The sequence below is a fragment of the Agrobacterium sp. Ap1 genome, assembly GCF_017313375.1.
GTDB classification, from domain to species: Bacteria; Pseudomonadota; Alphaproteobacteria; order Rhizobiales; family Rhizobiaceae; genus Neorhizobium; species Neorhizobium cellulosilyticum.
In genome coordinates this window covers 19,302-43,011 of the sequence record NZ_JAFLMY010000025.1, presented here as the reverse complement: position 1 = coordinate 43,011, position 23,710 = coordinate 19,302, and the positions used below count along the sequence as shown (strand labels likewise).

Below are 23,710 nucleotides of genomic sequence, written 5' to 3'. Positions count from 1 at the left end.
CAAGATGGTGGCACTGCGCGCCTTTCGATCGACCGGCCCGTCCTTCGCCGATCTCGTCCCATATGCCGGCCTAGTCGATAACGGCATCCTGCTTTTGAAGGACGGGAGCCTGATGGCCGGGTGGTATTTCGCCGGTCCGGATTCGGAGAGCGCGACCGACTTCGAGCGCAACGAACTGTCCCGGCAGATCAACGCCATTCTCTCCCGCCTCGGGTCCGGCTGGATGATTCAGGTGGAAGCCGTGCGCGTTCCGACCATCGACTATCCTTCGTCTGATCGGAGTTACTTTCCAGACGCTGTTACCGCGATGATCGATGATGAACGCCGCAGGCATTTTGGACGCGAGCAGGGCCACTTCGAAAGCCGGCATGCCCTGATCCTGACTTACCGGCCGCCGGAGAGACGCCGCAGTGGTCTCACGAGATACATCTATTCCGACACCGAAAGCCGGACGGCTAGCTATGCGGAAACAGTGCTGGAAACCTTCCGGCGCTCAATCCGCGAGATCGAGCAGTATCTAGGCAATGTCGTCTCGGTGCAGCGAATGCAGACCCGTGAAGCACGCGAGAGAGGCGGTCAACGTATCGCGCGCTATGACGAGCTCTTTCAATTCATCCGCTTCGCGATCACCGGCGAGAACCATCCGGTGCGGCTGCCGGAAATCTCCATGTATCTCGACTGGCTGGCGACTGCCGAACTGGAGCATGGCCTGACGCCACGCATCGAAAGCAGATTTCTCGGCGTGATCGCGATCGACGGCCTTCCGGCCGAGAGCTGGCCAGGTATTCTCAATAGCCTCAACCTCATGCCGCTCACCTATCGCTGGTCGTCTCGCTTCATCTTCCTCGATGCTGAAGAGGCCAAGCAGCGCCTTGAGCGGACCCGCAAGAAGTGGCAACAGAAAGTTCGGCCGTTTTTCGATCAGCTGTTTCAGACGCAATCCCGATCCGTCGATCAGGATGCCATGTCGATGGTGGCGGAGACCGAGGATGCAATTGCCGAGGCATCATCGCAGCTTGTCGCCTATGGCTACTACACGCCTGTCATCATCCTGTTCGACGAAAACCGCGCAATCCTTCAGGAGAAAGCCGAAGCTGTCCGTCGTTTGATCCAGGCCGAGGGATTTGGCGCCCGGATTGAGACGCTGAATGCGACCGATGCATTTCTTGGAAGCCTGCCTGGAAACTGGTACTGCAATATTCGAGAGCCGTTGATCAATACGCGTAATCTCGCTGATCTCGTCCCACTCAATTCTGTCTGGTCGGGCAGTCCAACGGCCACTTGCCCCTTCTATCCGCCGGATGCGCCGCCGCTCATGCAGGTGGCTTCCGGCTCAACGCCATTTCGGTTGAACCTGCATGTAGACGACGTCGGCCACACGCTGATCTTCGGGCCGACCGGTTCGGGAAAATCGACTTTGCTGGCCATGACTGCGGCTCAGTTTTGCCGGTACGAGAACGCCCAGATTTTCGCCTTCGACAAGGGAAATTCCATGCTGCCGCTGACGCTGGCTGCCGGCGGCGACCATTACGAGATCGGTGGCGATATGGGGGAGGGGGCGAACCTCGCCTTCTTCCCGCTTTCGGAACTTTCGACTGACGGCGACCGAGCCTGGGCGTCCGAGTGGGTCGAGACCTTGGTCGCCCTGCAGGGCGTGACGATCACACCGGATCACCGCAATGCGATCTCGAGGCAGATCGCCCTGATGGCTTCTGCGCCCGGTCGTTCACTGTCCGACTTCGTCAGCGGGGTCCAGATGCGTGAGATCAAGGATGCCCTCCATCACTATACGGTTGATGGCCCGATGGGCCAGCTTCTCGACGCTGAATCCGACGGCCTGACGCTCGGCCGTTTCCAGTGCTTCGAGATAGAGCAATTGATGAACATGGGCGAGCGCAACCTAGTGCCCGTCCTGACTTATCTGTTTCGGCGCATCGAAAAGCGTCTCGACGGGCGTCCGAGCCTCATCGTTCTCGATGAAGCCTGGCTCATGCTCGGCCACCCGGTTTTCCGCGACAAGATTCGGGAATGGCTGAAGGTCCTGCGTAAGGCGAACTGCGCCGTCATTCTCGCGACGCAATCGATTTCGGATGCCGAGCGCTCGGGGATCATTGACGTTCTGAAGGAGTCATGCCCGACGAAGATCTGCCTTCCCAACGGGGCTGCACGTGAGACCGGCACGAGAGAATTCTATGAGCGGATCGGCTTCAACGAGCGACAGATCGAGATTGTCGCGAACGCCATCCCCAAGCGCGAATATTACGTGACCTCCCCGGATGGGCGGCGCCTGTTCGATATGGCGCTCGGCCCGGTCACGCTGTCATTCGTCGGCGCTTCGGGAAAATCCGACCTCGCCCGCATTCGGGCACTGCAATCCGCCCACGGGCCAGAATGGCCAGGGAAGTGGCTTATCGAAAGGGGGATCACTTACCATGGATAACCGAAACCAGTCACCTATGGCAGGGCGAACAATCATGTCGATCGCCATCGCGTTCGGCATGGCATTTACGCCCGCCACATCATTCGCCGGAGCGGCCACGGGCCAGGCAACAGAGTGGACGCAGCTTCTCAACAACGGTGAGCTCATCTCGTTGGTCGGCCAGTCCGCCACCCAAATCGAAAACCAGATCACCCAAATCACGCAGCTTGCCGAGCAAATCCAGAATCAGCTCAACATCTACGGGAATATGCTGCAAAACACGGCGCAGCTGCCGAGCCATTTCTGGGGCCACGTCGAAGGCGATCTGAACCGATTGCGAAATCTCGTCAATCAGGGGCAAGGCATCGCATTTTCGATGGGCAATGCCGATGACCTCTTGAAGCAACGCTTTAAGAGTTATGCGGATCTCAAAACCAGTTTGCCAAACGCAGATACTTTCTCATCTACCTATCAGACCTGGTCGAATACCAACCGCGACACGATCGCCAGCACGCTGAAGGCCGCGAGTCTGACGGCCGAACAGTTCGATAGCGAAGAAGACACGATGAGCGAGCTACGCTCGATGTCGCAGTCGGCAGATGGCCAGATGAAGGCGCTGCAGGTCGGTCACCAGATTGCCGCTCAGCAAGTTGCCCAGATGCAGAAGCTGCGAGGCATCGTCTCGCAGCAGACCACGCTGATGGGGACCTGGCTGCAAAGCGAACAGACTGACAAGGATCTGGCCCAGGCACGCCGTGAAGAATTCTTTAAAGCGACAGCACCCTCAACATCCGGCGGTGAAAAAATGAAGGTGGAATGGTGAGAGGGAAACTGATCATAGCTATAGCAGCCGATATCGTCTCCCTCGGCGGAGCAGGGCTCTGGATGCTGGCTTCTGAGAGACACACGGCACAAGAACGGCGCAAAAAGTTCTACGCGCCGAGGAAGGAGTACCCAACGTCGGGCGGCGAGAAGATGAAGGTCGAGTGGTGATCGCATGACGTCTAAGCTTCAAAGGATCAGGCGCATTGCCGGGCTTGTCGTAGTCATGATGTTAGCGGTTCAGCCCGCGCTCGCACAGGAGGGATCGATCCTAACCGCTCTTCAGAGCGAGATCACTACTGCCGCCAAAGGATGGGAGACGACTGTCACGGATGCGGCGATATCGCTCTTCTGGATCCTCGCGGGGATCGAGATCGGTATAGCGGCGGTATGGTTGGCCATTCAGGCCGCCTCCCTCGACAGTTGGTTTGCCGAATTGGTCCGGCGCATCATGTTCGTGGGCTTCTTCGCTTTCATTCTCGCGCAGGGTCCGAGTTTCGCGAAGGTGCTCGTCGATAGCCTGTTTCAGATCGGCGCTGGTGGAGGCTCGGCGTCGCCAGCCGATGTGTTCAACGCGGGTTTGGCCGTTGCGACCAAGATGTCCGAGAAGGTGCAGTTTGGCCTGTTCGAGGACAATGCACTCGCAATTTCAGCGGCGCTTGCGATGGTCGTGACGGTAATGGCATTTTCGCTCGTTGCCGCGATCTTCGTGTCTGTGATGGTCGAAATGTATCTCGGCCTGCTCGCCGGGATGATCATGCTTGGTTTGGGTGGATCATCCTTCACGAAGGATTTTGCTATCCGTTACCTGATTTATGCGTTCTCAGTCGGTATGAAATTGATGGCGCTGGTCATGATTTCTCGGATCGGCTCCGAGGTCCTGATTGGACTAGCAAATCGAACTGACATCGGTGATCAATTCCAGACAGCGTTAGCGATCGCTGGTATCGCGGTCGTCGTCTTCATTGTCGCGATGTATGTCCCCAACATCATACAGGGCATCGTTCAGGGTGCGTCGGTTTCCGGCGGCATGGAAAGCATCCGACATGGCGGACAGGCCGCGTCGTTTGCGGCCGGCGGTGCGTTTCTCGCGGCTGGCGCGGTGGGCGCCGGCTTCTCAGCCGCGCAATCGGCGAGGGCAGGGGGATCGTCGGTTGCTGGAGCCGCCCTTCGTGGCATGGGGGCAAGCTTCGGAGCCGGAGCATCGGCGGCGGGATCCGCAGCCAAGGAGAAGGCGATCGGATCTCCTGGGGCCTATGCAGGTTCGATCCTGGGGTTGGCCAACGCAAAACTTGATCAGGCGCGTGGCAAGTCATCTTCATCACCGACGCCACCAGAGCGCCCGGACAAATAGATTCTCTAAAACAGGATGGTCATAATGGCAGCGCCGCGCGCACCGGATAACCCGTATCTTGCCGCACGGCAGGAGTGGTCGGAACGATATGGCTCCTATGTGAGGGCTGCCTCCGCCTGGCGGGCCGTCGGCATATTGAGTCTCGGCATGGCCGTGATCGGCTTCAGCTATGCGCTCTATCTGAGCACCCAGGTGAGGCTTGTCCCTTACATCGTTGAAGTGGACAAACTCGGCAACACCGTTTCGGGCGGCTTCCCGCAGCAGATCGAATATGCCGATACCCGCGTTGTTCGCGCCACGCTTGGCAATTTCATCTCGAGCTTTCGATCGATAACGCCGGATGCAGTCGTGCAGAAGCAGTATATCGACCGGACCTACGCCCTGCTTCGCACATACGATCCCTCCACCCAGAAGATCAATGCCTGGTTTCGGGGGAACTCACCATTCGAGAAGGCGGTCAACGCGACCGTGGCGATCGAAGTCAACAATATCGTGGCGCTGTCCAATCAGACCTATCAGATCGATTGGACCGAGTATGAGCGAGATCGGAAGGGAAAGGAAACGGCAACCCGCCGCTTTCGCGGTATCGCAACCGTCTCGATCACCTCACCGCAAGACGAAGCAACGATCCGGCTCAATCCGATCGGCGTCTATGTGACCGATTTCGATTGGACCGCGCAACTGTAGGAGCAGGGGATGGAAATGGGGACGAAAACTTCAAACGCGGTCGCCGGCCTTCTGTTGCTAGGCGCGGCGGTGCTCACAATGGCAGAACCGGTCCGGTCGCAAAGCCTGAACAGGAATGAGGTGAAAGGCACGACACTTTCAGGAAAATGGCGTGGGCAAGCCGGCCTCGTAACACGCGGTCCCGACGGTAAGGTCATTTTTCTATTCGGCGAGACGCAGCCCTCGGTGGTCTGCTCGCCCTTGCAGGTCTGCGATATCGAACTGCAAGGGGGCGAGATAGTCCGCGACGTCCTGGTCGGCGATACAGTCCGCTGGAAAGTCGAACCGGCAACCTCCGGGGCGGCCGGCGGGCAGGCGATTCATCTCATCGTGAAACCGTCGGAGCCGGGCCTCGTCACCTCGATGGTGGTGACGACATCGCGCAGGACATATCACATCCAGCTCAAGTCCCACCCGAGCCAGTACATGGCGCGCATCGGTTTCGAATATCCGGAAGACGCTGCGACAAAACTCTCGGACATCAATGCCCGGATCCATGCGATGACCGGGCCAGGAGGAGGCGTGCCTCCAGAGCAGCTCGCTTTTTCCTATTCCTTGAGTGGCAGTGCACCATGGCGCCCGAGCCGGGTCTTTTCGGATGGCCAGAAGACATACATCCAGTTCCCGCGAGCGATTTCCGGTCAGGACGCACCCGTGCTCTTCGTCGTCTCCGGAGGCCAGAACCGGATCGTCAACTACCGAATGAAGAACAACATGATGATCGTCGACTACAATATCGACAAGGCCGTCCTCATCTCCGGCGTTGGCTGGAAACAGCAGAAGATCACCATTCGGCGGGGAGGGTAGACGATGCGGACCCGCTTTCTCCTTCCGCTCGCGATAGCAATGGGATTGACCGGCTGCCAGACGGCGTCCGATGGCCTGACCACTAGCGCTGCGCCGCCCGAAATCGCAGGGCCGGCGGCAAGCGCAATCGCCGGCGATATGGCCGGCCGTTTCGCCGAACAGGCGGGATCGACCGCAACGCCCATCAAATTGCACAAGGATACGTCGGATTTTGCCGTCGCGCTGGAGGCCGCCCTGAAGGGCTGGGGCTATTCGGTCATCTCGGATGAGAAGTCTGGATCCGCCAAGGATGCTGCGAAACCGGTGGAGATTGCCTATTCGCTTGCTAGCCTGGACGGACAGGTGTTGGCACGCCTCTCGACAGATACTCTTGAACTCGGCCGCGCCTATTCCATCACCAACGGCGTCGCAGTCCCTGCGAGCCCTCTTTCTCTCATGAAGCGTAACTGACGAAGGAGGAGGCTCATGGTCCAATCGCTGCAACTTGGTAATTCCAATCCTTCTTCCGACCACACGGGGATGAAGCGCCTTAACCGCATGCCCTTGTTCATCGGGATTGGCATAGCGGTGCTTTTCCTTGCCGTCCTTGTCTACGGCCTTTCCTCGCGCGGATACCGGTTTGGGCAGCAGGCTCCGCAAGATGGCGGCGCGAACGCTCCAGCGTCCAATTTCGCCGAGCAAATGAAGCGCGGCGTGAAGGACGGCATCATCGGGGACCGAGACTATCCATCAGCCTTCCAACCCACCCCGGTCACGACCACGCCCGTTATTGTGCAGGAGAAGCAGCCGGAAGCGAGGCAAGAACCGCAACAGGCGCGGCGCCCGCAGACGGAATCCGATGAAGAATGGAACGCACGCATGCTGCGCGAACAACGGGAACAGATCGCGCGCGAGCAGCAAAGACAGCGAATGGCAAGTCTCCAGGCCAAAGGTGCCGCGCTCGACTCACCCCTGAAAGTCGATATTTCTGATGTCGAAGCCAAGGGGGCTGGAACCGCCGGTGCGGCGACCCGTCAACAGGGGGCGCAGCCGGCTGGTGAAGCATCCGACCTTTACGCCGCGGCATTGCGTGCGGGCGCGGTGGGAGCAGGCGGCGATCAGAATGGCCAGGCTTCGAAGGAAGACTTTTTCAATGCCGACATCAAGGATCTCGGCTATTTGCCCGATCAGGTTGTACCACAGCAATCGCGCTATGAACTCAAGCGCGGCTCCGTGATTCCCGCCACGCTGATTTCAGGGATCAATTCCGATCTGCCCGGCCGTATCACTGCGCAGGTCAGCCAAAACGTCTACGACAGTTCTACGGGCCATGTTCTGCTGGTTCCACAGGGGACGAAGCTGTTCGGCCGCTACGATAGCAAGGTCTCTTTCGGCCAAAGCCGCACCCTAGTTGTCTGGACGGACATCATCTTCCCGAATGGCTCGACCTTGCAGATAGGTGGGATGGCTGGCACGGACTCTGAAGGCTATGGCGCCTTTACGGACAAGGTCGACAATCACTACCTGAGGACGTTCGGATCCGCAGCAATGATCGCCTTGATCGGAACCGGCATCGACATGTCGATGCCCCAGAGCTCGACGCTGGCCACACAAGATACGGCCTCTGACGCAGCGCGCCGGAACTTTGCCGAGACCTTTGGGCGAGTTGCGGAACAGACGATTTCGAAAAACCTCGGCGTGCAGCCGACGATCACGATCAGACCAGGCTACAGGTTCAATGTACTTGTTGACCAGGATATCATTTTCCCAGGCCTTTATACCCGATGAGTAGAGAAGACTCAGCCGAGCAACTGCTTTATCGTCGCGACAGGCAAAAACATACGCATTGGCTTCGAAGGAAACGGTAAGAAACCGTACCCAGCGTACAGCTCCATGCGTCGACTTGTTCTTTCAGCATCGCCACAATCCAAAACGTCAAGCACAGTGATTGCCGTGCCGATCTGGTCAGCGACCGGCGCTATGCGCTGCAAGCAATCGGCAAGAAGAACACCTCCATGTCCGCCGCCCCTGAATCTCTCATCACGGCCGATCATTGAGATATAGGCTGCAGGGATGAATCCGTGTCCTGGCCGATTACGAGCGAACTTTTCTGGAAGATCCTGGTAGTCGATCGAATGGGCGTTGATGGCATAAAAGCCGATGATGGAGGTCCCATCCTCGGTCATGATCCAGACACGGAGGTTATCTGCCATGGTTAGTATGTTAGCCGTCTTCTTGATGAAGTTGTCGACCTGAGGCACGCCGCATGAGAAAGCCGCTCGATCGTGCTTCGACGGGTCGAGCGGCTCAATGATGAAAGTAGGTTCTGCATTCTCCAGCATCAGCGTGAATCGATAGTCTCGCGGTGACGTTTGAAGACGTTCTTCAACGCATCTGTAGGAGCAGCCGGGTTGTCGAGGGCTGCAAAAAACGCCGCATGATCTGCAGACTTGAGGATGGTCGCCTCGTGAGCAGCGATCGTTTCGATAGCAAACTTGTACGCCGCATTCATCGTGAAGGCAGAGACGTCCATGCCAGACAATGCCGCTGCCCGGTGGATCGCATCCTTGATGCGCGGCTTGGTGCGGAAGTTCATCCGGGCGTTGCTCGGTTCATCGATGTCGGCAGTGATATCGTTGGATGAATGCATGGATCCCCCCAGCCGTGAAACTGCTCTAAAATGTACGTCATATAGGCGTACATATCAACAGGGATGGTATACCTCGCCCTCTGACCACACTTTTCTGTGATCCATTGCTCAGCGCAAGCTATCGAGGGGCTTCGCAGCACATCTACAAAACTGCAGTGGAAGATTCAAAAGCCAACCGCTATAAGCACCTGCGAGGCAGTACGCGCTGTCTCCGGGCTTTGTAACCCGAAGCATACTGATCTGGTGTCCGCCGTCAGGGTGCCGAATTCCTCGACTTATGGTCGGGGAGCCGTGGACGTATGTCCAGGTTCCTTGGAACTAAAGGTCCATGGCTGAGTATGCTCGGTTACAAACTCCCCGATCGCCAGGCGTCAGGAACAATGCGGGGGGTACCGCGCATTGTCTTTTTTGGGAGGAGCGTCCTTGTCCGGTGAAACCAATGGTAAATACACCGACGTCGAGCTCAGACCCCTCGTGGGTCTTCTCGCAGGCTTGCCGGAGCCTGTGGTAGAACATTTGACTACCCTAGCGATGAAAACTCATCGCAATCTTTTAGAGAAAGCGGAAGCCCTATTTGAGGCGCTTCCTACCGAGGAGAGATTAGGTGCTGCAGCTGGGAGCAATGAACATCTAGCCTACCTTCAGGCAACGATCGAAATGCACGCGCAGATGTCCGCATTGACGACGCTTTTGAAAATTCTGGGCCGGCCCCCAAAAGGTTTGATTACGCAAATCATATAAGGCCACGCCGGATCGCCAGTCCTACCAACTGCGTATTGTTGGTTAGGTTGTAACGTTCCTTGGCACCGTCCAGGGTGATGCGGACCGTGCTGTACTTCACCTGTTCGAGGTCGGCCGTCTCGTCGACGGTCTTACCAAGCTCGATCCACCGAAGGTAAGTGGCCTCCTTAGGGGTCAGATAAACCTGTTCCTCAATGGTCGGCCTTACCCGCAAATGCTCAATATGAGCATGCAATTGCCCGACAGCAGAAGCCGCTGCAATTGCATTGATGTCTCGCTCCATGACCAGCTTTGGTTTAGAAGATGCAAAAGTCAGCATGGAGATTGCCCCGTTCGGCGCGGCGATCGGGATGGAGACACCCGATCTGATGTCATAATCGGAAGCGTCAGAAAAGAAGCCCCGCTCCTTGGCGGATAGGGAACTTCGCAGCGCGTCACCAGACCATGAAAATGCGCGCATGAGGCGCCGCGCTTGCGTCATCACCGGATCGAGCAGTTGAAAACCTTTGTCGCGATATCGCGCTTGCCACTCGGGGTGATAGTTCGAGATTCCATAAGCCTGACCGGGTTGCAAGTTGACGAAAGCATATCCAGAACAGTCGAACCTATCTGCGAGTTCTGCAAGCGCCGATTTCAGCGTCTTTTGATCACGAGCTATCGCGTTAATGTCCAAAAGCTTTTCAACCCACCGGGCCATCAATGATTCCTCATCTCTTTAAGCCCCGCGATCGACTCTAATTCTCAGAGGGAAGCATAAAACTACAGCGCGATCGGACGGTGATCGCCGAAAATATGGGGCATACTAGATCGCAAACTTCATAAACATATCGGACTAAATATCATATTTTAACGTGAGTTGGTTGAATTGCAAACAGATTATACCCATTGTCTATCTCACCCATGGGTCAAACAGGCCGTTTCTGAAGGCCACGAGTGGCCTGGTTCGGGTACCTACTTCAGGAAGAACGACCTACAACAACGGGTCGATCGGCCCGAGTTATAAAGCCGCCAGTGGACTTACAGCGAGCCGTACGTTCTGGGCGCGATCGTCAATGGTGGTAATCGCCTTGATCTGATCACGCGCAAGTAATAGCCCTCGTCCAGACCAGCTACCGCTTGTTGAAAGGCCATTTCGACGCGATTGGCGATGCGGAAGATGACAAGAGATCCGACAAGCTCTGTAAGAAAACTGCCCCATGATGATTCAAATGTGTCGACGCATCCGTTAGAGCATTTTCGTGTCATTTCGGCCTCGCTCTCAATATCGACATCGTTACTGCCCACCGATGCGCGACAGATCGATGCGGATGCCTGTAGTTGCAGCGTCTTTGGGGTCAGTGTTTTTCTCCCTCTCGTCGCGGCGCGTCGGTTCGTTGATAAGCGCCATCGGCTGAACTTCCCCGGATCCATTGAAGAAAAACGTAGGACCGCCCGGATCTTCGGTCTTGAAAACATTCTGTCCTTCAAACTCTCCTGTTCTCCAGGCATAGATCGCGTCATCCATCATTTGAGGAAGAAGCTCGATGTTAGTTGGGCGGCCATACCACTTGGTCACGATCCGGGCGACTTTCGCGAACAGGGCGGTCCCAATGCGCATATTCTCACAGCGGTCAAAAATACCCGGCTGCAGTTGAGACGGGTCGTTAAGTCCTATTCCGGCGGGGAGCTGGGTTACCCCGACTCTAACCGATGCGCGCCCCACATAGTCCCTTACAGTGCTCAACGCCTCTTCGGGCGATCGCTGCTTCGGGATCAGGACAAGGCGCCCCCCTTGCTTGATTGTTATGGCCAAAGGATCGTCTGAGCCGGCGGATGCAACGAACTGCTCGATTATGGCAGGGGGCAATGCTGCGTCAAGGCAATCGTTCGTCAAGGCAGCGTACATTTTTCTCTCTCCGTCAGGTGTTGAAGGACATCACGAAAGGCTTGTAGAAAAGGCGAGCCCAGGCCACGACGCTCGTGCGCTGGATTTCGACTATGGATGTGCCCGTCGTCCACCAGCCGTTTCCTACGGCTAGGACCATGTCAGGGTGATGCAGCATGGATTGGAGGATGGGCCACACGATGAGCTGCTCGTAGCAAATCAGGGGGGCGATCTTCTTCCCGGCTATTTCGACTACAGGGTTCGCGAAGAAATGTGCGCGCGCACCACCGCTCTCGCCGGCCAGCTGTCGCCAAGGCTGCCACATCGCGCCCGGCACCGGCATTCGCTCGCGGTAGACGACCTCGGCGCGCTGGCCTGTGATCCGGACGAGAACGTTGTCGTATCCCGTTTCGTTGACGACGGCGGCCCCGGCGACAACAGTCATGCGGCCCTTCACAGCATTGGCCTGCCACACGGTCGCGACGGTCGGCGTCCAAAAGCCAAGAGCGCTTTCCGGCAGGACGACGAACCGGTTCGGGGGCTCGCTTCGAACGATCGTTGCAAGAAGATCATGCTGATAGGCGAGTCCTGCTTCACGGCCCATTCTGGCCCCCAATTGGAGGTCGATGCCCCGCCATTCGCGCCCTATCTGAGGCTGCGTCCAGAATGCGGCGGACCACAGCCAGCAACCTGCGAAGGTGAGGGCTGCAGTCGGCCAAAACCGCGTCGCCATGATCGAGAGGCCGGCTGCCATCCCTATCAGCCCCACCCAACCCCAGCCGGCAAAGACGACGCCTGCAGCGGTGATTGGATGAGCCCAGCCGAGAACTCCGAAGGGAGGCGAAGCCATGAGGATCATGGCGATGAGATAGGCCAGACCGCTTCGACCACCTTGTCGACCCGTCCAGAGCACAGATTGGACGAAGACAAACCCGCTCGACGCCACCAGCCACAAGATTAATCCTGGCCAAATATCGGATTGGTAGAAGGCCGCGACACCCAACGGCAATCCCCGCGAGGCTGCCAGGAAATACCCCGCGGACAAGAGCGCCGCCGAAGCCCGACTTGGCGCGCGTGACCACAGATACGGGAAGGCCACTGAAACCGGCAGAAGGGACAGATTGCCGCTCCATCCAACCCAGCCAGTTGCAACCGCGCATGCTATGAGGACCGCTGTCTTCCACCGATCAGGGCGCATAGGTCAGCACCTCGCGCGCGCGTCCGAGTATTCCCGAAACCGGAACCGGGCCAAAATACCGACTGTCCCATGAGCCTTCGAAAGGAGAGTGGAGAAAGACCCGTCCCGCCGGCACGATCCCACCGAGATAGGGGCGTAGCGGCCGGCCGAGACCATCACGTTTGACGAGTAGGGAGCGGTCCAACCTTACACCATCGATCGATACGCTCGTGTCGATTGCAACTTGTTGTCCAGCCATCGCAACGACTTCCTTTATCAGCGGCCCGGTCCCGCCAGGGCAAATTCCCCATCTCAGATAGCCACGCGATTTTCCCTCCTCACGCTCGGTGCTGTCAGGCATGCAGACAAAGACGAGATCGCCGATCTCGACCGGGCGATTGATCTGCACGATGCGCCAGAGCCCGAGCGGCTCGCTCGGTGTCGTGTTGATCCTAATGCCAGCACCGAAGCCTGCCGCCAGGACCGCCGTGAGGCAGAGCAAGGCGCCCAGCAGGATGAAAGCCACAGGTCGGCCTGCGCTCTTGGGACGACGCTTGTACAATGTTTCGGTGCTCATTTCAGGGAGAGTCCCGCGGTCTTCGTTTGGCGCATGGTCTCGGCCTGCTTGAGGGCGGTCACGGTTCGCTCATGGGCAGATAATTGCTGCACCGTCCGCATCGTGTTCCATGCTGACTCCAGTTCGGCCTTCTGGGCCAGCGCCATGCCGGTGGAAAGCTTCTCGAACACCTTGCCATCTGCCTCCTTCGCAGCGAGCGGCAGGAACGACCTTTCCCCAAAACGCTCGGAGACGGCTCTGGCAAATCCCTCCAGCTCTGCCTTCACCATTTTGTCGGAAAGCGCATATTCCAATCCGGAGGGAAGGTCGTTGCGGTCGATAGCATCACGCACCTTTTCGAGGATCTGCTTGGCCGCACCGGACAGCGCCGGAATATCGATCGAGACCTTCAAGCGATCTGCGCGCTCTTCGGCCTCGTAGCGACGCTCGGCTTCAGCCCGCTTCCGCAGATAGCCGTCGAGGTCACGGGCCAAAGCCGGAACATTCACAAGCGCCGTCTCGCGCGCCTGACTTTCGGCCTTGCCGGCGAATAGACCAGTCTTGCCCTTTAACGCGCCAAAGGTTTCCGGCTGCTTGTAAATCGTCATGATTGTTGTCTGCGCAGTTTCGGAATTGACAACCATGGCGTCGACATTGAGCGCATTGAACGCCGCCTGCGGATCGGCATAAACGAGGTGGAAGCGGGCCGAGACCTCCTGCCATTGCCTGTTCAAGGCGGGATCGGCGGAGACCTTGTCCTCGACGGATTTTTCGATCGATTTTGCAAATGTGCTGATGCCAGCAACCATGGGCTTCCTTTCCTCGTGTATGACAGAGTTGGTCTGGCTGCGGGTTTCGGATGCGCCGCGGGTGTGGATTTCGCTGGCAGAACCTGGACCCAATCCGAGACGGCTCGCGATGGCAGCGAGCCGCGAAACGAGATCGGTCAATTTGTCCTTCTGATGGATGGTCCACTGCAGCCGATCGCGCAGCAGGGTGCGCCCGACGTTCATCAGATGCAGGCCACGCGTGTCGGCAAACCGGAGTGCTCCGCGATAGGCAGAGGCGTGCTGATAATCGAGCGTCGTTTCCTTGGAGCCGTCACGAGACAGCCGTTCATGCACGCGCGCCATCGCGAGTTCCGAGACGGGCACGACCTTCCAGGAATTGCGATCCGCCTCGGTGCCATCAGGCAGCGTAACGCGCTCCGATCCGATATGCTTAAGACCGATGCGATCTCCAATCTCGGCTCTCGATTCATGCATCGCACGCGCGAGATCGACGCCCCAGACCGTGCGTTCCTGACCGTCGACAAAGTTGAGCGTGACATAGTAGCTGGCCCGGTTGCCTTGCTTGTGCTCGTAGGGCGCTTCGCCATGGTCCATCAACACGCCGCCGCGCCGCTGGGCGAACTCTTCCAGCCCGACATAGAGCTCGGCCGTCTCGCGATGGCGGGTCATCGCGACATAGGAAAGATGCCGGTCCAGCGTTCTCGATGCCAGCACTTTCACTCGGTCGACGGTGGCGCCCTGGCTTTTGTGAACGGTCGTGGCATAGCCATGGTCGACATTGGTATAGAAGCGCTGTTCGACGACGACATGACGCCGGTCACCGCCATTACCGATCTCAGCGGTGATGCGGCCTGGCTGCGCTTCAACGACACGCGCCAGCATGCCATTCTTGACACCGAGCGATCCTTCATTCTTCAGAAAGACGATCTGGTCTCCTGCCGCAAACTGACGCAATCCATCTTCCGTCTTGAACGCATGGCCGGGCTCAACGAGGCCGCGCTCGACGAGCTTGCTGCGTGCCAGATCGTTCAGCATCCTGACGTCGATACGGCGATGGGCAAGGATCAGGGAGGACTTGGCTGGGTCGTATTCGCGGTCCCAGTCGTCGATCAACATCGTGATGGCATCGTCCCGAGTCCAACCGTTTCGCACCATGCCCTTGCTCTCGTAGGCGGAGAGCGCATCCGATACGTTTCCACGGGCAAGCTCGAGCGAGGCATTGCGCATCCACTGCTCGTGCTGCCGGTAGACAGTCTCGAGTTCTGAATAGCCGATCCGCTCGGAAATCGCGCGGAAGGCAGCACCCGCTTCGATCGGCTGAAGCTGATCAGGATCGCCGACCAGGACCAGTTTTGCACCTGATAGTGTCGCAGCTTCGACCAAGCGCGCCATCTGCCGTGAGGAGACCATGCCGGCCTCGTCCAGGACCATGACGGTCTTCTCGTCGAGACGGTCACGGTCCTGATCCCAGCGCAGCTCCCAGGCCGCCAGCGTGCGGGACACTATGCCCGCTTCCTTCTCCAGGCCTTCGGCGGCCTTGCCGGCAAGCGCGGCACCGACGACGCGATAGCCGGCCGCTTCCCAAGCTTCCCGGGCGGCCTTCATCATGGTCGTCTTGCCGGCGCCAGCGCGGCCAACGACCGCAGCGATCCGACGATTTCCCGAGATATGCTCGATGGCCGATTTCTGCTCGTCCGAGAGACGATCATGCCGTTCAAAGGTCTGGGCGAGAACACGGCTCGCAACGTGATGCGCCTGCTGTCGACCGAGCCATAGCGCCCTGTTCGCCATCTCAGCTTCGATGCGGATGAGCTCGTGAGTAGTGTACTTGGCCGGGGACCGGGCACCCGTCGAAAACAAGATCCGCTCTTTGTCCAGCCGCAGCGCATCAGGGTGTTGCAGAACCCGCGCCATCAGATCTCGAAACAGGGCCGGATTGTCGATATAGCGGTGCAGGACCTTGGCGATGTCGCGCTCGTCGAAAACGCTTCTTTCGCGCGTGATGAGATCGATGACGAGGCCAGGATCCCGCTGGATGCGACGGGCATTCTCTTCGCGGCGCTCTTCCTGAAGCTCGATCCGTTCGAGCTTTACCGCAGCGGCGGATGCGGCCTCCCCCGCGCCATCTGCCTTCCGCTCGATCGCCGTCGCGCCAACGCCGACATGAATAGTCGGTTCTAGCGCGATCCCCTGCTTTTCGAAAGAACGACTGTCCACGCGGATGTCCAATCCAGCGAGCGCAAGATGCCGGTTCTGGCAGGCAAACCATCCCTCGCGAAAGGCGTTGAAATCCTCTGCACCACCGGCCCAAGTCTCATAGACGATCTTGCCGGCATCGTTGCGCTGCGGCCTTCCATCGGGGGCGAGGACTGCGACCTTCTTCGCCCCAAAACCATCCTCGGTCAGCGGTCGCAACGTCGTCATCAGATGGATATGCGGATTGCCCGGCGCGTCGTGATAGACCCAGTCGGCCACCATGCCGTTCGCCTTGGTATGCCGCTCAACGAAATCCCTAACCAACGCGATATTCTGCTCGGCCGACAGCTCGATTGGCAGGGCTATGGTGACGTCCTTTGCAAGCTGGGCGTCGGACCGCTTCTCGAACGCCTCCACCCTGTTCCAGAAGGCCTCGGACGCCCCTGAGACGGACCGCTCAGCCACCATCGCCCGCAACCAGTCGGGCGCATCTTCCGGGATCACGAACTCCTCATGCAAGAGACCCTGCTTGGCGCGATAGTCGATTGTTCTTGCTTCCCGCTCGAAATCCATTGTCGCGCAGTGCCGATACGCCGCAGACAGGACCGCGCTGCGGCCGGAGCCTCGCGCAACGATACTGACTGAGAAATGCGGGACGGCCACGAGGTAATTTTTCCTTTTGGCAAACGATTTCAATCGGTTCGAAGATAACGGCGGCCCCGCCAGGCCGCTCTTCGAGCACGTCGCGCCAGCGACGTATAATTGCGCCCTTGGATCCGCTTCTTCGAAACGGCGGGATCATTCGCCAAAAGCTGGCGCTTTGGCGAGGTGCAAATTTGCACCTTTCGAGCGGGAGAAAATTGAGGGACCGTTGGACCTCATCATCCCGTAGCGACGACAGGAGATCGCCAACATGAAGAAGCCAACAGCAAAACTTCGCGAGGAACTCGCTCGACTTCAGGAAGAACTGAAGCAAGCCGAAACGCGAGATGCCGAGCGGATCGGGCGCATTGCTCTGAAGGCGGGCCTCGGAAATTTCGAGGTCGAGGCAAGTGAGCTTCAATCGGCCTTCGAGGAAATCACCAATCGGTTTCGGAACGGCAGCAAAGCAGGGGGCAGTTACGCGAAGACGGCGGTCAGGGCTGTCCAGGCTGCGGGCCAATCTCAGGAGGCTTGAGCGGATGACCCGGGCCAGTATCACCGAAGCCCGCAGGAAGGACACCCGCGAGAAAATCGAGCTCGGCGGACTGATCGTCAAGGCCGGTCTGCGCTTCGAGAAGCGCGCGCTGTTGCTGGGTCTTCTGATCGACGGCGCCTTGCGCGTGAAAGCGGACGGCGAGGAACGGGATCGGCTGCTGGCGATCGGTGCGGAGGCCTTCGGCCATGACGATCAGTAGAATCGTGCTTGTCATCATGCCGGTCGTGCTTATGGCAACGATTTGCCTGCTCTTTCCTGGTATCGAAAACTGGCTGGCAGCATTTGGCAAATCGGAGCAAGCCAGGCTGACGCTCGGTCGGATTGGACTGGTGGCGCCCTATGTGCTCGCCGCCGCATCAGGCGTCACCATCCTGTTTTCCGCACAAGGGTCGCGGAGCATCAAGGCGGCTGGTTGGGGCGTGGCCGGCGGCACTCTTGGCGTGCTGGCTATCGCGTTCATCCGGGAAGGAACAAGGCTTGCCGGATTAATCGGACAGTTGCCAGCCGGCCGAAATCTGCTCTCCTATACCGACCCCTCTACGGTGATCGGAAGTGGAGCGGCCGTCGTCGCCGGGGCGTTCGCGCTCAGGGTCGCCGTGAAGGGCAATGCTGCCTTTGCACGGGATGAGCCGAAGCGGATGCGTGGGAAGCGCTCACTCCATGGCGAGGCCGACTGGATGAAGATGCCGGAGGCGGAGAAGCTGTTTTCCGGAGCCGGCGGAATGGTCATCGGCGAAAAGTATCGCGTCGATCGTGACAATGTCGCGGCTCTGGCATTTCGATCAGACGATCCCACGAGTTGGGGCAGCGGCGGCAAGTCGCCGCTCCTGTGCTTCGACGGATCCTTCGGCTCATCGCATGGTGTCGTCTTTGCCGGCTCCGGCGGCTTCAAGACGACGTCGGTGACCATACCGACGGCGCTGAAATGGGGCGGGATGCTGGTCGTCCTCGACCCCTCGAACGAAGTAGCGCCGATGGTGAGCGGACACCGGCGCAAGGCAGGCCGTCGCGTCGTCGTGCTCGACCCGAAGAACCCCCAATCGGGCTTCAACGTGCTGGATTGGATCGGCCGGAACGGCGGGACGAAGGAAGAGGATATCGCGGCCATCGCCTCCTGGATCATGAGCGACAGCGGCCGCGCCACGGGTGTCCGCGACGACTTCTTTCGAGCCTCCGGCCTTCATCTGCTAACGGCGATGATCGCAGATGTTTGCCTGTCCGGGCACACGGTCGAAAAGGATCAGACGCTGCGGCAGGTCCGCGCCAATCTCTCGGAGCCCGAGCCAAAATTGCGGGCGCGGTTGCAGGAGATCTATGACAATTCGGAATCGGATTTCGTGAAGGAAAATGTCGCCGCGTTCGTCAACATGACGCCTGAGACTTTTTCCGGCGTCTATGCGAATGCGATCAAGGAAACCCATTGGCTGAGCTACGCGAACTACGGCGCGCTTGTCTCAGGATCGAGCTTTTCGACTGACGCGCTGGCAGACGGTCAGACCGACGTCTTCATCAATATCGACCTTAAGACGCTGGAGACGCATGCCGGGCTTGCAAGAGTGATCATCGGCTCGTTCCTCAACGCGATCTACAATCGCGATGGCGCGATGCAGGGCAGGGCGCTCTTCCTCCTCGATGAGGTGGCGCGCCTTGGCTACATGCGGATCCTGGAGACGGCGCGAGACGCTGGCCGCAAGTACGGCATCAGCCTGACGATGATCTATCAGTCGATCGGCCAGTTGCGCGAAACCTATGGCGGGCGGGACGCGGCGAGCAAATGGTTCGAGAGTGCCAGCTGGATCTCGTTCGCTGCGATCAACGATCCAGAGACCGCGGATTACATTTCGCGGCGCTGCGGCACGACTACGGTCGAGATCGATCAGGTCAGCCACGGTTTCCAGGCGCGCGGATCCTCTCGCACGCGATCCAAGCAACTGGCGTCGAGGCCACTGATCCAGCCGCACGAGGTGCTGCGCATGCGTGCCGACGAGCAGATTGTCTTTACGGCGGGCAACGCGCCGCTGCGCTGCGGGCGCGCGATCTGGTTCCGCCGCGCTGACATGAGATCCTGTGTCGGAGAAAACCGGTTCCAGAAGAGCACCACCACCGCGGACGTCTCGTCGCAGGCTGCTGATCGAACTGGATAAAGGACGGGAGGCAGCGATGCGATACTGGGAAGCTTGCGAGGCGAATGTGACGGCAGACGAGGCTATTGCAGAATGCGATTTGTGATTGTGAAAAGGCTTGACGAAGGGGGTGTTCACATATCCGCCTCAGAAAGACGGCTCGCTTTCTGCAAAGCCGTCCACCTCGGCGCCCGCGACAATCAGCTCTGCCTGCGATTTCGAGCTCGGCCTGGATCTGACGGCGTTCCGCACCGTTTTCAGCGTTGCGCAGCTCAGTCCGGAGTTCTTCGATCTGGATTGCTAGTTCGTAGATCATCTCGCAAGCGACCGGCAAAGCCGGGGAGCGGGGGAGACGGTTTGCGAAGAACGTCCGTCAGGGGGGGGGCTGGAGCAAATTGGGGAAACCGTTCATTCTCTGACGCAGGCAGTGACGATTGTACCATCACGCATTCTTAGCAGCTTCCCCACCCGAAAAAGCGGGACATGGCTCGATACCAGGTCCGGCTTTGGCTTTTCGGTCGCGAAGAAGGCCCCGCTGGTGGCGGAGCCTCATGATGTCGATCAGTCCCGGTTCGAGCGGGACCAGATGAGATGAAGGCCATCTTCACCTTCGACCTCAGCGAGCGTTGCGTAGATCGGAGCCGGGAAGCTCGGATCGTCGAGCTTGACCGAGAGGTAGTCGCGGCCCTGCTCGGAGGTTTTCTGCCAGGCGGCGCCGAGTTCAACACTACCGGCGTAGACGCGGAACTGCGGGCCCTTGTCGGAGGGGTTTTCGACCCGGGCGATGCGGGCCTTGACGTTGAGGGCGAGAGTGCGAATGGAGCCGGTGAAGCCATTTTCGGAAGAGGTGAAGGTGCCGATGGTAGCCATTGTCATATTCCTTTCTTGTGTATCGGGCCGCGCCCATCGCGGCCTCGATGGCTGTCGAAAGACCGGTGACGATCGGACCGCACCTGATAAGGCCGCAATGAAATGGAGGACGGCAAGGTGCAAATTTGTTGGTGGGAAAGGAGGAGCCAGTAAGGCTCCGGGGCAAGAAATCTGAACGTTGTCGTTGCGGGAAGACGATCGAGGCGCAGCCGATCTCCGTTCAGACATGCCTCATCGAGCCCGCAGATGGGTTGCCCGAGGCTCTGACGTGAAGGGATCTGACAATGGCGTTCCGCCGCATTTGCCATAACTACGAGTGGCAGTCACGGTCATGCCCCATAGAACCATCGTCATTGCTTGCCTCTTCGAGAAAGATACGCTCATCGCAAACAGAGCCCCGCTTGCCCGCAACGATCTGTGGGATATCGTTGCAACCGAGAATCGCAGCCAGGAGGACAAATGCCGCAGCAGACCAAGCCGTTCATTGTCGAACGCAACCATCCCGCAAACCCAGGCGCGACGCTCCAAAGCCGCCGATCTGGGGAAGGCTGGATGGAGATGGACGATGCCCACGGCTTCGATCGTCGCCAGCATCAGCACGTCTGCCTGCGGCGACGACTTAGACTGGCGCATGCGGTCAAGGTTTTCCTTCAAAGCGCGCGGGTCAGCCCTCATGATCTGCAAGTGATGTGTCCTTTTGAGGCTTGGGACCGGCACCTTGCCAGCCCTTCCTGTCTTCATTTTTCTCGAGGACACCCCCCGAACCGCCGGGCGGCCGGACTGCCGCAACTGCGGCCGAGCATCGCTGCTGCGCCGGACAAGCGGGGCTCTTGAGCCCTGCGAACGACGAGCGGCCGGGATCGCGTAGGCGGCAGTTGAGCGAAAGCGGCGGCAGGAGGAACGATCGGCGATCGGGTTCTTTCCTCATTCACCTTCACACCTCACTTAATAAGCGTGTAGGCAAGCAGCGGTTTACCTCTTGCCCATAAGGTGGCCTTTCCGGATACGTAGGTCCGGCTGTATCAGTCTTCTCTTAGGCACTCTTCATGACCGCTGTTTTTGATTCCGACATTTTCAACCTCGCGCCGATTGCCATGTGGATCGAGGATTTCAGCGGGGTGAAGGCACTATTCGATGATTGGCGCGCAGACGGCGTCGTTGATATCAGGGCCTTCCTGCGCGAGAATCGCGACCGGGTCATCGCCTGCTCAACCCGCATCCGGGTTCTCGACGTCAATTCCAAGGCGCTGGAATTATTCGAGGCAGAAAGCCTCGATCATCTGAAAGCTAATATTGCCTCCGTCTTCCGCGACGATATGCTGGACACCCATATCAACGAGCTTGCAGCACTTTTCGATGGCGCACAAACATTTACGAGCACGACGGTGAATTACACGATCGCTGGGCGGCGGCTGGATATCCAGCTGCGTGGCGCCGTGCTACCCGGTTATGAACGGACACTCGACCGGCTGCTTCTGACGACCGAAGACATTACTGACCGCGAAGATGCCCGCCGCGCCGAAGCCGAGCAACGTCGCCAGGCAGAGGGCGTCTTCGAGCATTCACCCGTGTCACTGTGGATCGAGGATTTCAGCCGCATCCGGGCGCTGATCGAGGACATACGTGATCGCGGTATCAGCGATTTCCGCACATTCATGGACGTTCATCCGGAGTTTGTGCGCCAATGCATGAGCGAGATCAGGGTGATTGATGTCAACCAGGCGACGCTCGACCTGTTCTGCGCAAAAGACCGGTCAGATCTCCTGCAGCGCCTCGGCGAAGTCTTCCGAGACGATATGGAAAAGCCATTCCGCGAACAGCTAATGGAGCTCTGGAATGGCAATCTTTTTCACCATCGTGAAGTGATCAATTACGCGCTCGATGGCTCCCAGCGACATATTTTGCTGCACTTTTCCGTGTTTCCCGGCCACGAGCGCGACTGGTCGCGAGTTCAGGTGGCACTCGCCGACATCACCGCGCGCAAGAAAGCGGAGGCCTATCTCGAATATCTCGGCAAGCACGATGTTCTGACCAAGCTCTACAACCGCGCATTCTATGCGGATGAGATGAACCGGCTGGAGCGCAAGTCGCTACGTCCGGTCTCGGCGATCGTGATCGATCTCAACGGCCTGAAGGATGCCAATGATCAACTCGGGCACGATGCCGGCGACGGTCTGCTGCGCCGGTTCGGCGAGATCCTCAACGGCGCCATATCTGCGCCGAACCATGCCTGCCGCATAGGCGGCGACGAGTTTGCAGTCCTCTTGCCAGGTGCAGACGCCAAAACCGCTGGGGCGATGGTGGAAACGATCATGGAACTACTGAACATCAATAATCAGTTCTACTCCACCATGCCGCTCAGCATGTCTTACGGGGTCGCGACCAGCGAGACCGGAGAAGCGATGGAATCCGTCGTGAGGCGTGCCGATTTTCTGATGTACGAGCACAAGAAGGCACATTATGCCGCGGCCGCCGTCAGCGCTGGCATACGACGCGTCGACACTCGGACACGCTAGGATAACAGCAAGCGCCGTAAAGGGACGAACGGACTAAGTTCGCGGTCTCAAAAGCGCAACCGCATCCGCCATCATGCGCCTCAATATGAGTTTCCTATCAGTTGGCGTGACGAGGACGGCTTCCGATTGAGCGACGTGTGGTTGCTCAGCGGCTTCCACAATCGGGTGCAAGACAGGCGGCTGCCCGTCGCCTGTCGCAGCGACAGTGATATGCGTGATCGTGGTTTCATCGGACGTCACGGAGACGGTGATTTTCGCGCCGGAGCGGAGCTGGGCAGCTCCCGTCTCAGCGGCGTCATGTTCATTTTCGGCTTCGACCAGCAATGTCTGCGTTACAAGATAGAATGGCATGTGTTCCTATGATCTTTTATGCGCAAATCTCATCTTCGATGCGATCCCGGTCAAGATGCAACAGATCAGTTGCCGCCGTCACAAATAGAAAAAAGGCGCTCGACCCATCAGGGGAGCGCCTTTCTCTGTGTCCCGGCACAATGTCGAACGCCGCGGCGATTGCCGCGAGCAGGACGTCGTTTCATCGGGAAGTGATCGTCAGATATTGTTGACGAAGGAGGATTTCAAGTCGCGTCATGCGGAAGTGCCTGCTAGAGGTCGCGGCCCATGCCAAACAGAAGCTGAGGTCCATATGGTCGCTGATCCCGAGACCCGCAAAGCAATCGCGCAACGCGCCATCGACCGCGCAGCAGCCCGAGGCGCTCCGATCGATCAGGATCCAGCCTTCATCGCCTTGCTGAGTGACTGGATCCGAGGGGATATCGAGTTCAAGGAAATGCGCGAACGATATCTGGACCTACTGGCGCTCCAGGCCGCCGAGCGGCGCGGCAGTTGGAGGAGCCGTGTTGGCAGAACGCGCCTGGCAATGCCGAACGAGCCGAGCGAGGCATAAAAAAATGGGCCTGCGGA

General features: G+C 58.8%; 24 protein-coding genes. 16 read left to right on the top strand and 8 right to left on the bottom strand.

The features are described 5' to 3' along the window. The first annotated feature begins 4 nt into the window (after positions 1 to 4). The 8 genes from JZX87_RS26775 to trbI are packed head-to-tail and all read left to right on the top strand — an operon-like array spanning position 5 to position 7,895. Positions 5 to 2,440 (top strand): conjugal transfer protein TrbE, encoded by a 2,436-nt coding sequence (locus tag JZX87_RS26775; RefSeq protein ID WP_206828917.1) that lies wholly within the window; start codon positions 5 to 7, stop codon positions 2,438 to 2,440. 34 nt (positions 2,441 to 2,474) lie between these two features. Next, complete coding sequence (gene trbJ, locus JZX87_RS26770; RefSeq protein ID WP_286195090.1) at positions 2,475 to 3,242, top strand: P-type conjugative transfer protein TrbJ; 768 nt, start codon at positions 2,475 to 2,477, stop codon at positions 3,240 to 3,242. Then, positions 3,236 to 3,412, top strand: a complete 177-nt coding sequence (locus tag JZX87_RS26765) for a DUF2749 domain-containing protein (protein WP_206828915.1) — start codon at positions 3,236 to 3,238, stop codon at positions 3,410 to 3,412. Before trbJ ends, JZX87_RS26765 begins: the two co-directional genes overlap by 7 nt. Positions 3,413 to 3,416: 4 nt before the next feature. Next, on the top strand, positions 3,417 to 4,595 hold the full coding sequence (gene trbL, locus JZX87_RS26760) for a P-type conjugative transfer protein TrbL (RefSeq protein ID WP_206828914.1): 1,179 nt from the start codon (positions 3,417 to 3,419) through the stop codon (positions 4,593 to 4,595). 24 nt (positions 4,596 to 4,619) lie between these two features. Then, positions 4,620 to 5,282 (top strand): conjugal transfer protein TrbF, encoded by a 663-nt coding sequence (locus JZX87_RS26755; protein ID WP_206828913.1) that lies wholly within the window; start codon positions 4,620 to 4,622, stop codon positions 5,280 to 5,282. A gap of 15 nt (positions 5,283 to 5,297) precedes the next feature. Further along, entirely contained in the window at positions 5,298 to 6,128 is an 831-nt protein-coding gene (gene trbG, locus JZX87_RS26750) for a P-type conjugative transfer protein TrbG (RefSeq protein ID WP_206828912.1), read from the top strand. A gap of 3 nt (positions 6,129 to 6,131) precedes the next feature. Next, positions 6,132 to 6,578 (top strand): conjugal transfer protein TrbH, encoded by a 447-nt coding sequence (trbH, locus tag JZX87_RS26745; protein WP_206828911.1) that lies wholly within the window; start codon positions 6,132 to 6,134, stop codon positions 6,576 to 6,578. A 15-nt stretch (positions 6,579 to 6,593) separates the two neighbouring features. Continuing rightward, positions 6,594 to 7,895: an IncP-type conjugal transfer protein TrbI gene (gene trbI, locus JZX87_RS26740; RefSeq protein ID WP_206828910.1), complete on the top strand. Its 1,302-nt coding sequence runs from the start codon at positions 6,594 to 6,596 to the stop codon at positions 7,893 to 7,895. An 11-nt stretch (positions 7,896 to 7,906) separates the two neighbouring features. Here the strand turns inward: trbI and JZX87_RS26735 are convergent, their stop codons facing one another. Together JZX87_RS26735 and JZX87_RS26730 are read right to left on the bottom strand one after the other, a co-directional pair. Then, positions 7,907 to 8,449, bottom strand: coding sequence for a GNAT family N-acetyltransferase (locus JZX87_RS26735; RefSeq protein ID WP_206828909.1), 543 nt, complete (start codon positions 8,447 to 8,449; stop codon positions 7,907 to 7,909). Continuing rightward, complete coding sequence (locus JZX87_RS26730) at positions 8,449 to 8,757, bottom strand: type II toxin-antitoxin system TacA family antitoxin (protein ID WP_206828908.1); 309 nt, start codon at positions 8,755 to 8,757, stop codon at positions 8,449 to 8,451. Before JZX87_RS26730 ends, JZX87_RS26735 begins: the two co-directional genes overlap by 1 nt. Before the next feature lie 423 nt (positions 8,758 to 9,180). Between JZX87_RS26730 and JZX87_RS26725 the strand changes: the two genes are divergently transcribed. Beyond that, a complete protein-coding gene (locus JZX87_RS26725) occupies positions 9,181 to 9,498 on the top strand; it encodes a transcriptional repressor TraM (protein ID WP_206828907.1) in 318 nt (105 codons plus the stop codon). Here JZX87_RS26725 and traR read toward each other — a convergent pair. The 5 genes from traR to traA all read right to left on the bottom strand — a co-directional run bounded on the left by traR (position 9,491) and on the right by traA (position 16,745). Next, on the bottom strand, positions 9,491 to 10,195 hold the full coding sequence (gene traR / locus JZX87_RS26720; RefSeq protein ID WP_148148626.1) for an autoinducer-binding transcriptional regulator TraR: 705 nt from the start codon (positions 10,193 to 10,195) through the stop codon (positions 9,491 to 9,493). The genes JZX87_RS26725 and traR overlap by 8 nt on opposite strands. A 576-nt stretch (positions 10,196 to 10,771) precedes the next feature. Further along, positions 10,772 to 11,383: a TraH family protein gene (locus JZX87_RS26715; protein WP_206828906.1), complete on the bottom strand. Its 612-nt coding sequence runs from the start codon at positions 11,381 to 11,383 to the stop codon at positions 10,772 to 10,774. Between the two features lie 13 nt (positions 11,384 to 11,396). After that, positions 11,397 to 12,560, bottom strand: a complete 1,164-nt coding sequence (locus JZX87_RS26710) for a conjugal transfer protein TraB (RefSeq protein ID WP_206828905.1) — start codon at positions 12,558 to 12,560, stop codon at positions 11,397 to 11,399. After that, positions 12,550 to 13,116, bottom strand: coding sequence for a conjugative transfer signal peptidase TraF (gene traF / locus JZX87_RS26705; protein WP_148148630.1), 567 nt, complete (start codon positions 13,114 to 13,116; stop codon positions 12,550 to 12,552). The genes JZX87_RS26710 and traF overlap by 11 nt, the downstream gene beginning before the upstream one ends. Next, on the bottom strand, positions 13,113 to 16,745 hold the full coding sequence (traA, locus tag JZX87_RS26700; protein ID WP_206828904.1) for a Ti-type conjugative transfer relaxase TraA: 3,633 nt from the start codon (positions 16,743 to 16,745) through the stop codon (positions 13,113 to 13,115). Before traA ends, traF begins: the two co-directional genes overlap by 4 nt. A 250-nt stretch (positions 16,746 to 16,995) precedes the next feature. On the opposite strand from traA, the gene JZX87_RS26695 reads away from it, so the two are divergent. Genes JZX87_RS26695 through traG form a run of 3 tightly spaced genes read left to right on the top strand, consistent with a single transcriptional unit; the run spans position 16,996 to position 19,424 of the window. After that, on the top strand, positions 16,996 to 17,259 hold the full coding sequence (locus tag JZX87_RS26695; protein ID WP_206828903.1) for a TraC family protein: 264 nt from the start codon (positions 16,996 to 16,998) through the stop codon (positions 17,257 to 17,259). A gap of 4 nt (positions 17,260 to 17,263) precedes the next feature. Then, entirely contained in the window at positions 17,264 to 17,479 is a 216-nt protein-coding gene (traD, locus tag JZX87_RS26690; RefSeq protein ID WP_206828902.1) for a type IV conjugative transfer system coupling protein TraD, read from the top strand. Further along, complete coding sequence (gene traG / locus JZX87_RS26685; protein ID WP_206828901.1) at positions 17,466 to 19,424, top strand: Ti-type conjugative transfer system protein TraG; 1,959 nt, start codon at positions 17,466 to 17,468, stop codon at positions 19,422 to 19,424. Before traD ends, traG begins: the two co-directional genes overlap by 14 nt. Before the next feature lie 540 nt (positions 19,425 to 19,964). Here traG and JZX87_RS26680 read toward each other — a convergent pair. Further along, positions 19,965 to 20,273 carry a DUF736 domain-containing protein gene (locus JZX87_RS26680; RefSeq protein ID WP_183686418.1) on the bottom strand — a complete coding sequence of 103 codons (309 nt, stop codon included), beginning with the start codon at positions 20,271 to 20,273 and terminating at the stop codon, positions 19,965 to 19,967. A gap of 459 nt (positions 20,274 to 20,732) precedes the next feature. Between JZX87_RS26680 and JZX87_RS26675 the strand changes: the two genes are divergently transcribed. From JZX87_RS26675 to JZX87_RS26660, 4 genes are all read left to right on the top strand, one after another. After that, positions 20,733 to 21,107 carry a hypothetical protein gene (locus tag JZX87_RS26675; RefSeq protein ID WP_206828923.1) on the top strand — a complete coding sequence of 125 codons (375 nt, stop codon included), beginning with the start codon at positions 20,733 to 20,735 and terminating at the stop codon, positions 21,105 to 21,107. A gap of 212 nt (positions 21,108 to 21,319) precedes the next feature. Continuing rightward, positions 21,320 to 22,789 carry a sensor domain-containing diguanylate cyclase gene (locus tag JZX87_RS26670; protein ID WP_206828900.1) on the top strand — a complete coding sequence of 490 codons (1,470 nt, stop codon included), beginning with the start codon at positions 21,320 to 21,322 and terminating at the stop codon, positions 22,787 to 22,789. A 126-nt stretch (positions 22,790 to 22,915) separates the two neighbouring features. Further along, a complete protein-coding gene (locus JZX87_RS26665; protein WP_206828899.1) occupies positions 22,916 to 23,152 on the top strand; it encodes a hypothetical protein in 237 nt (78 codons plus the stop codon). A gap of 280 nt (positions 23,153 to 23,432) precedes the next feature. Beyond that, a complete protein-coding gene (locus JZX87_RS26660; RefSeq protein WP_206828898.1) occupies positions 23,433 to 23,693 on the top strand; it encodes a hypothetical protein in 261 nt (86 codons plus the stop codon). The last annotated feature ends 17 nt before the right edge of the window (positions 23,694 to 23,710 follow it).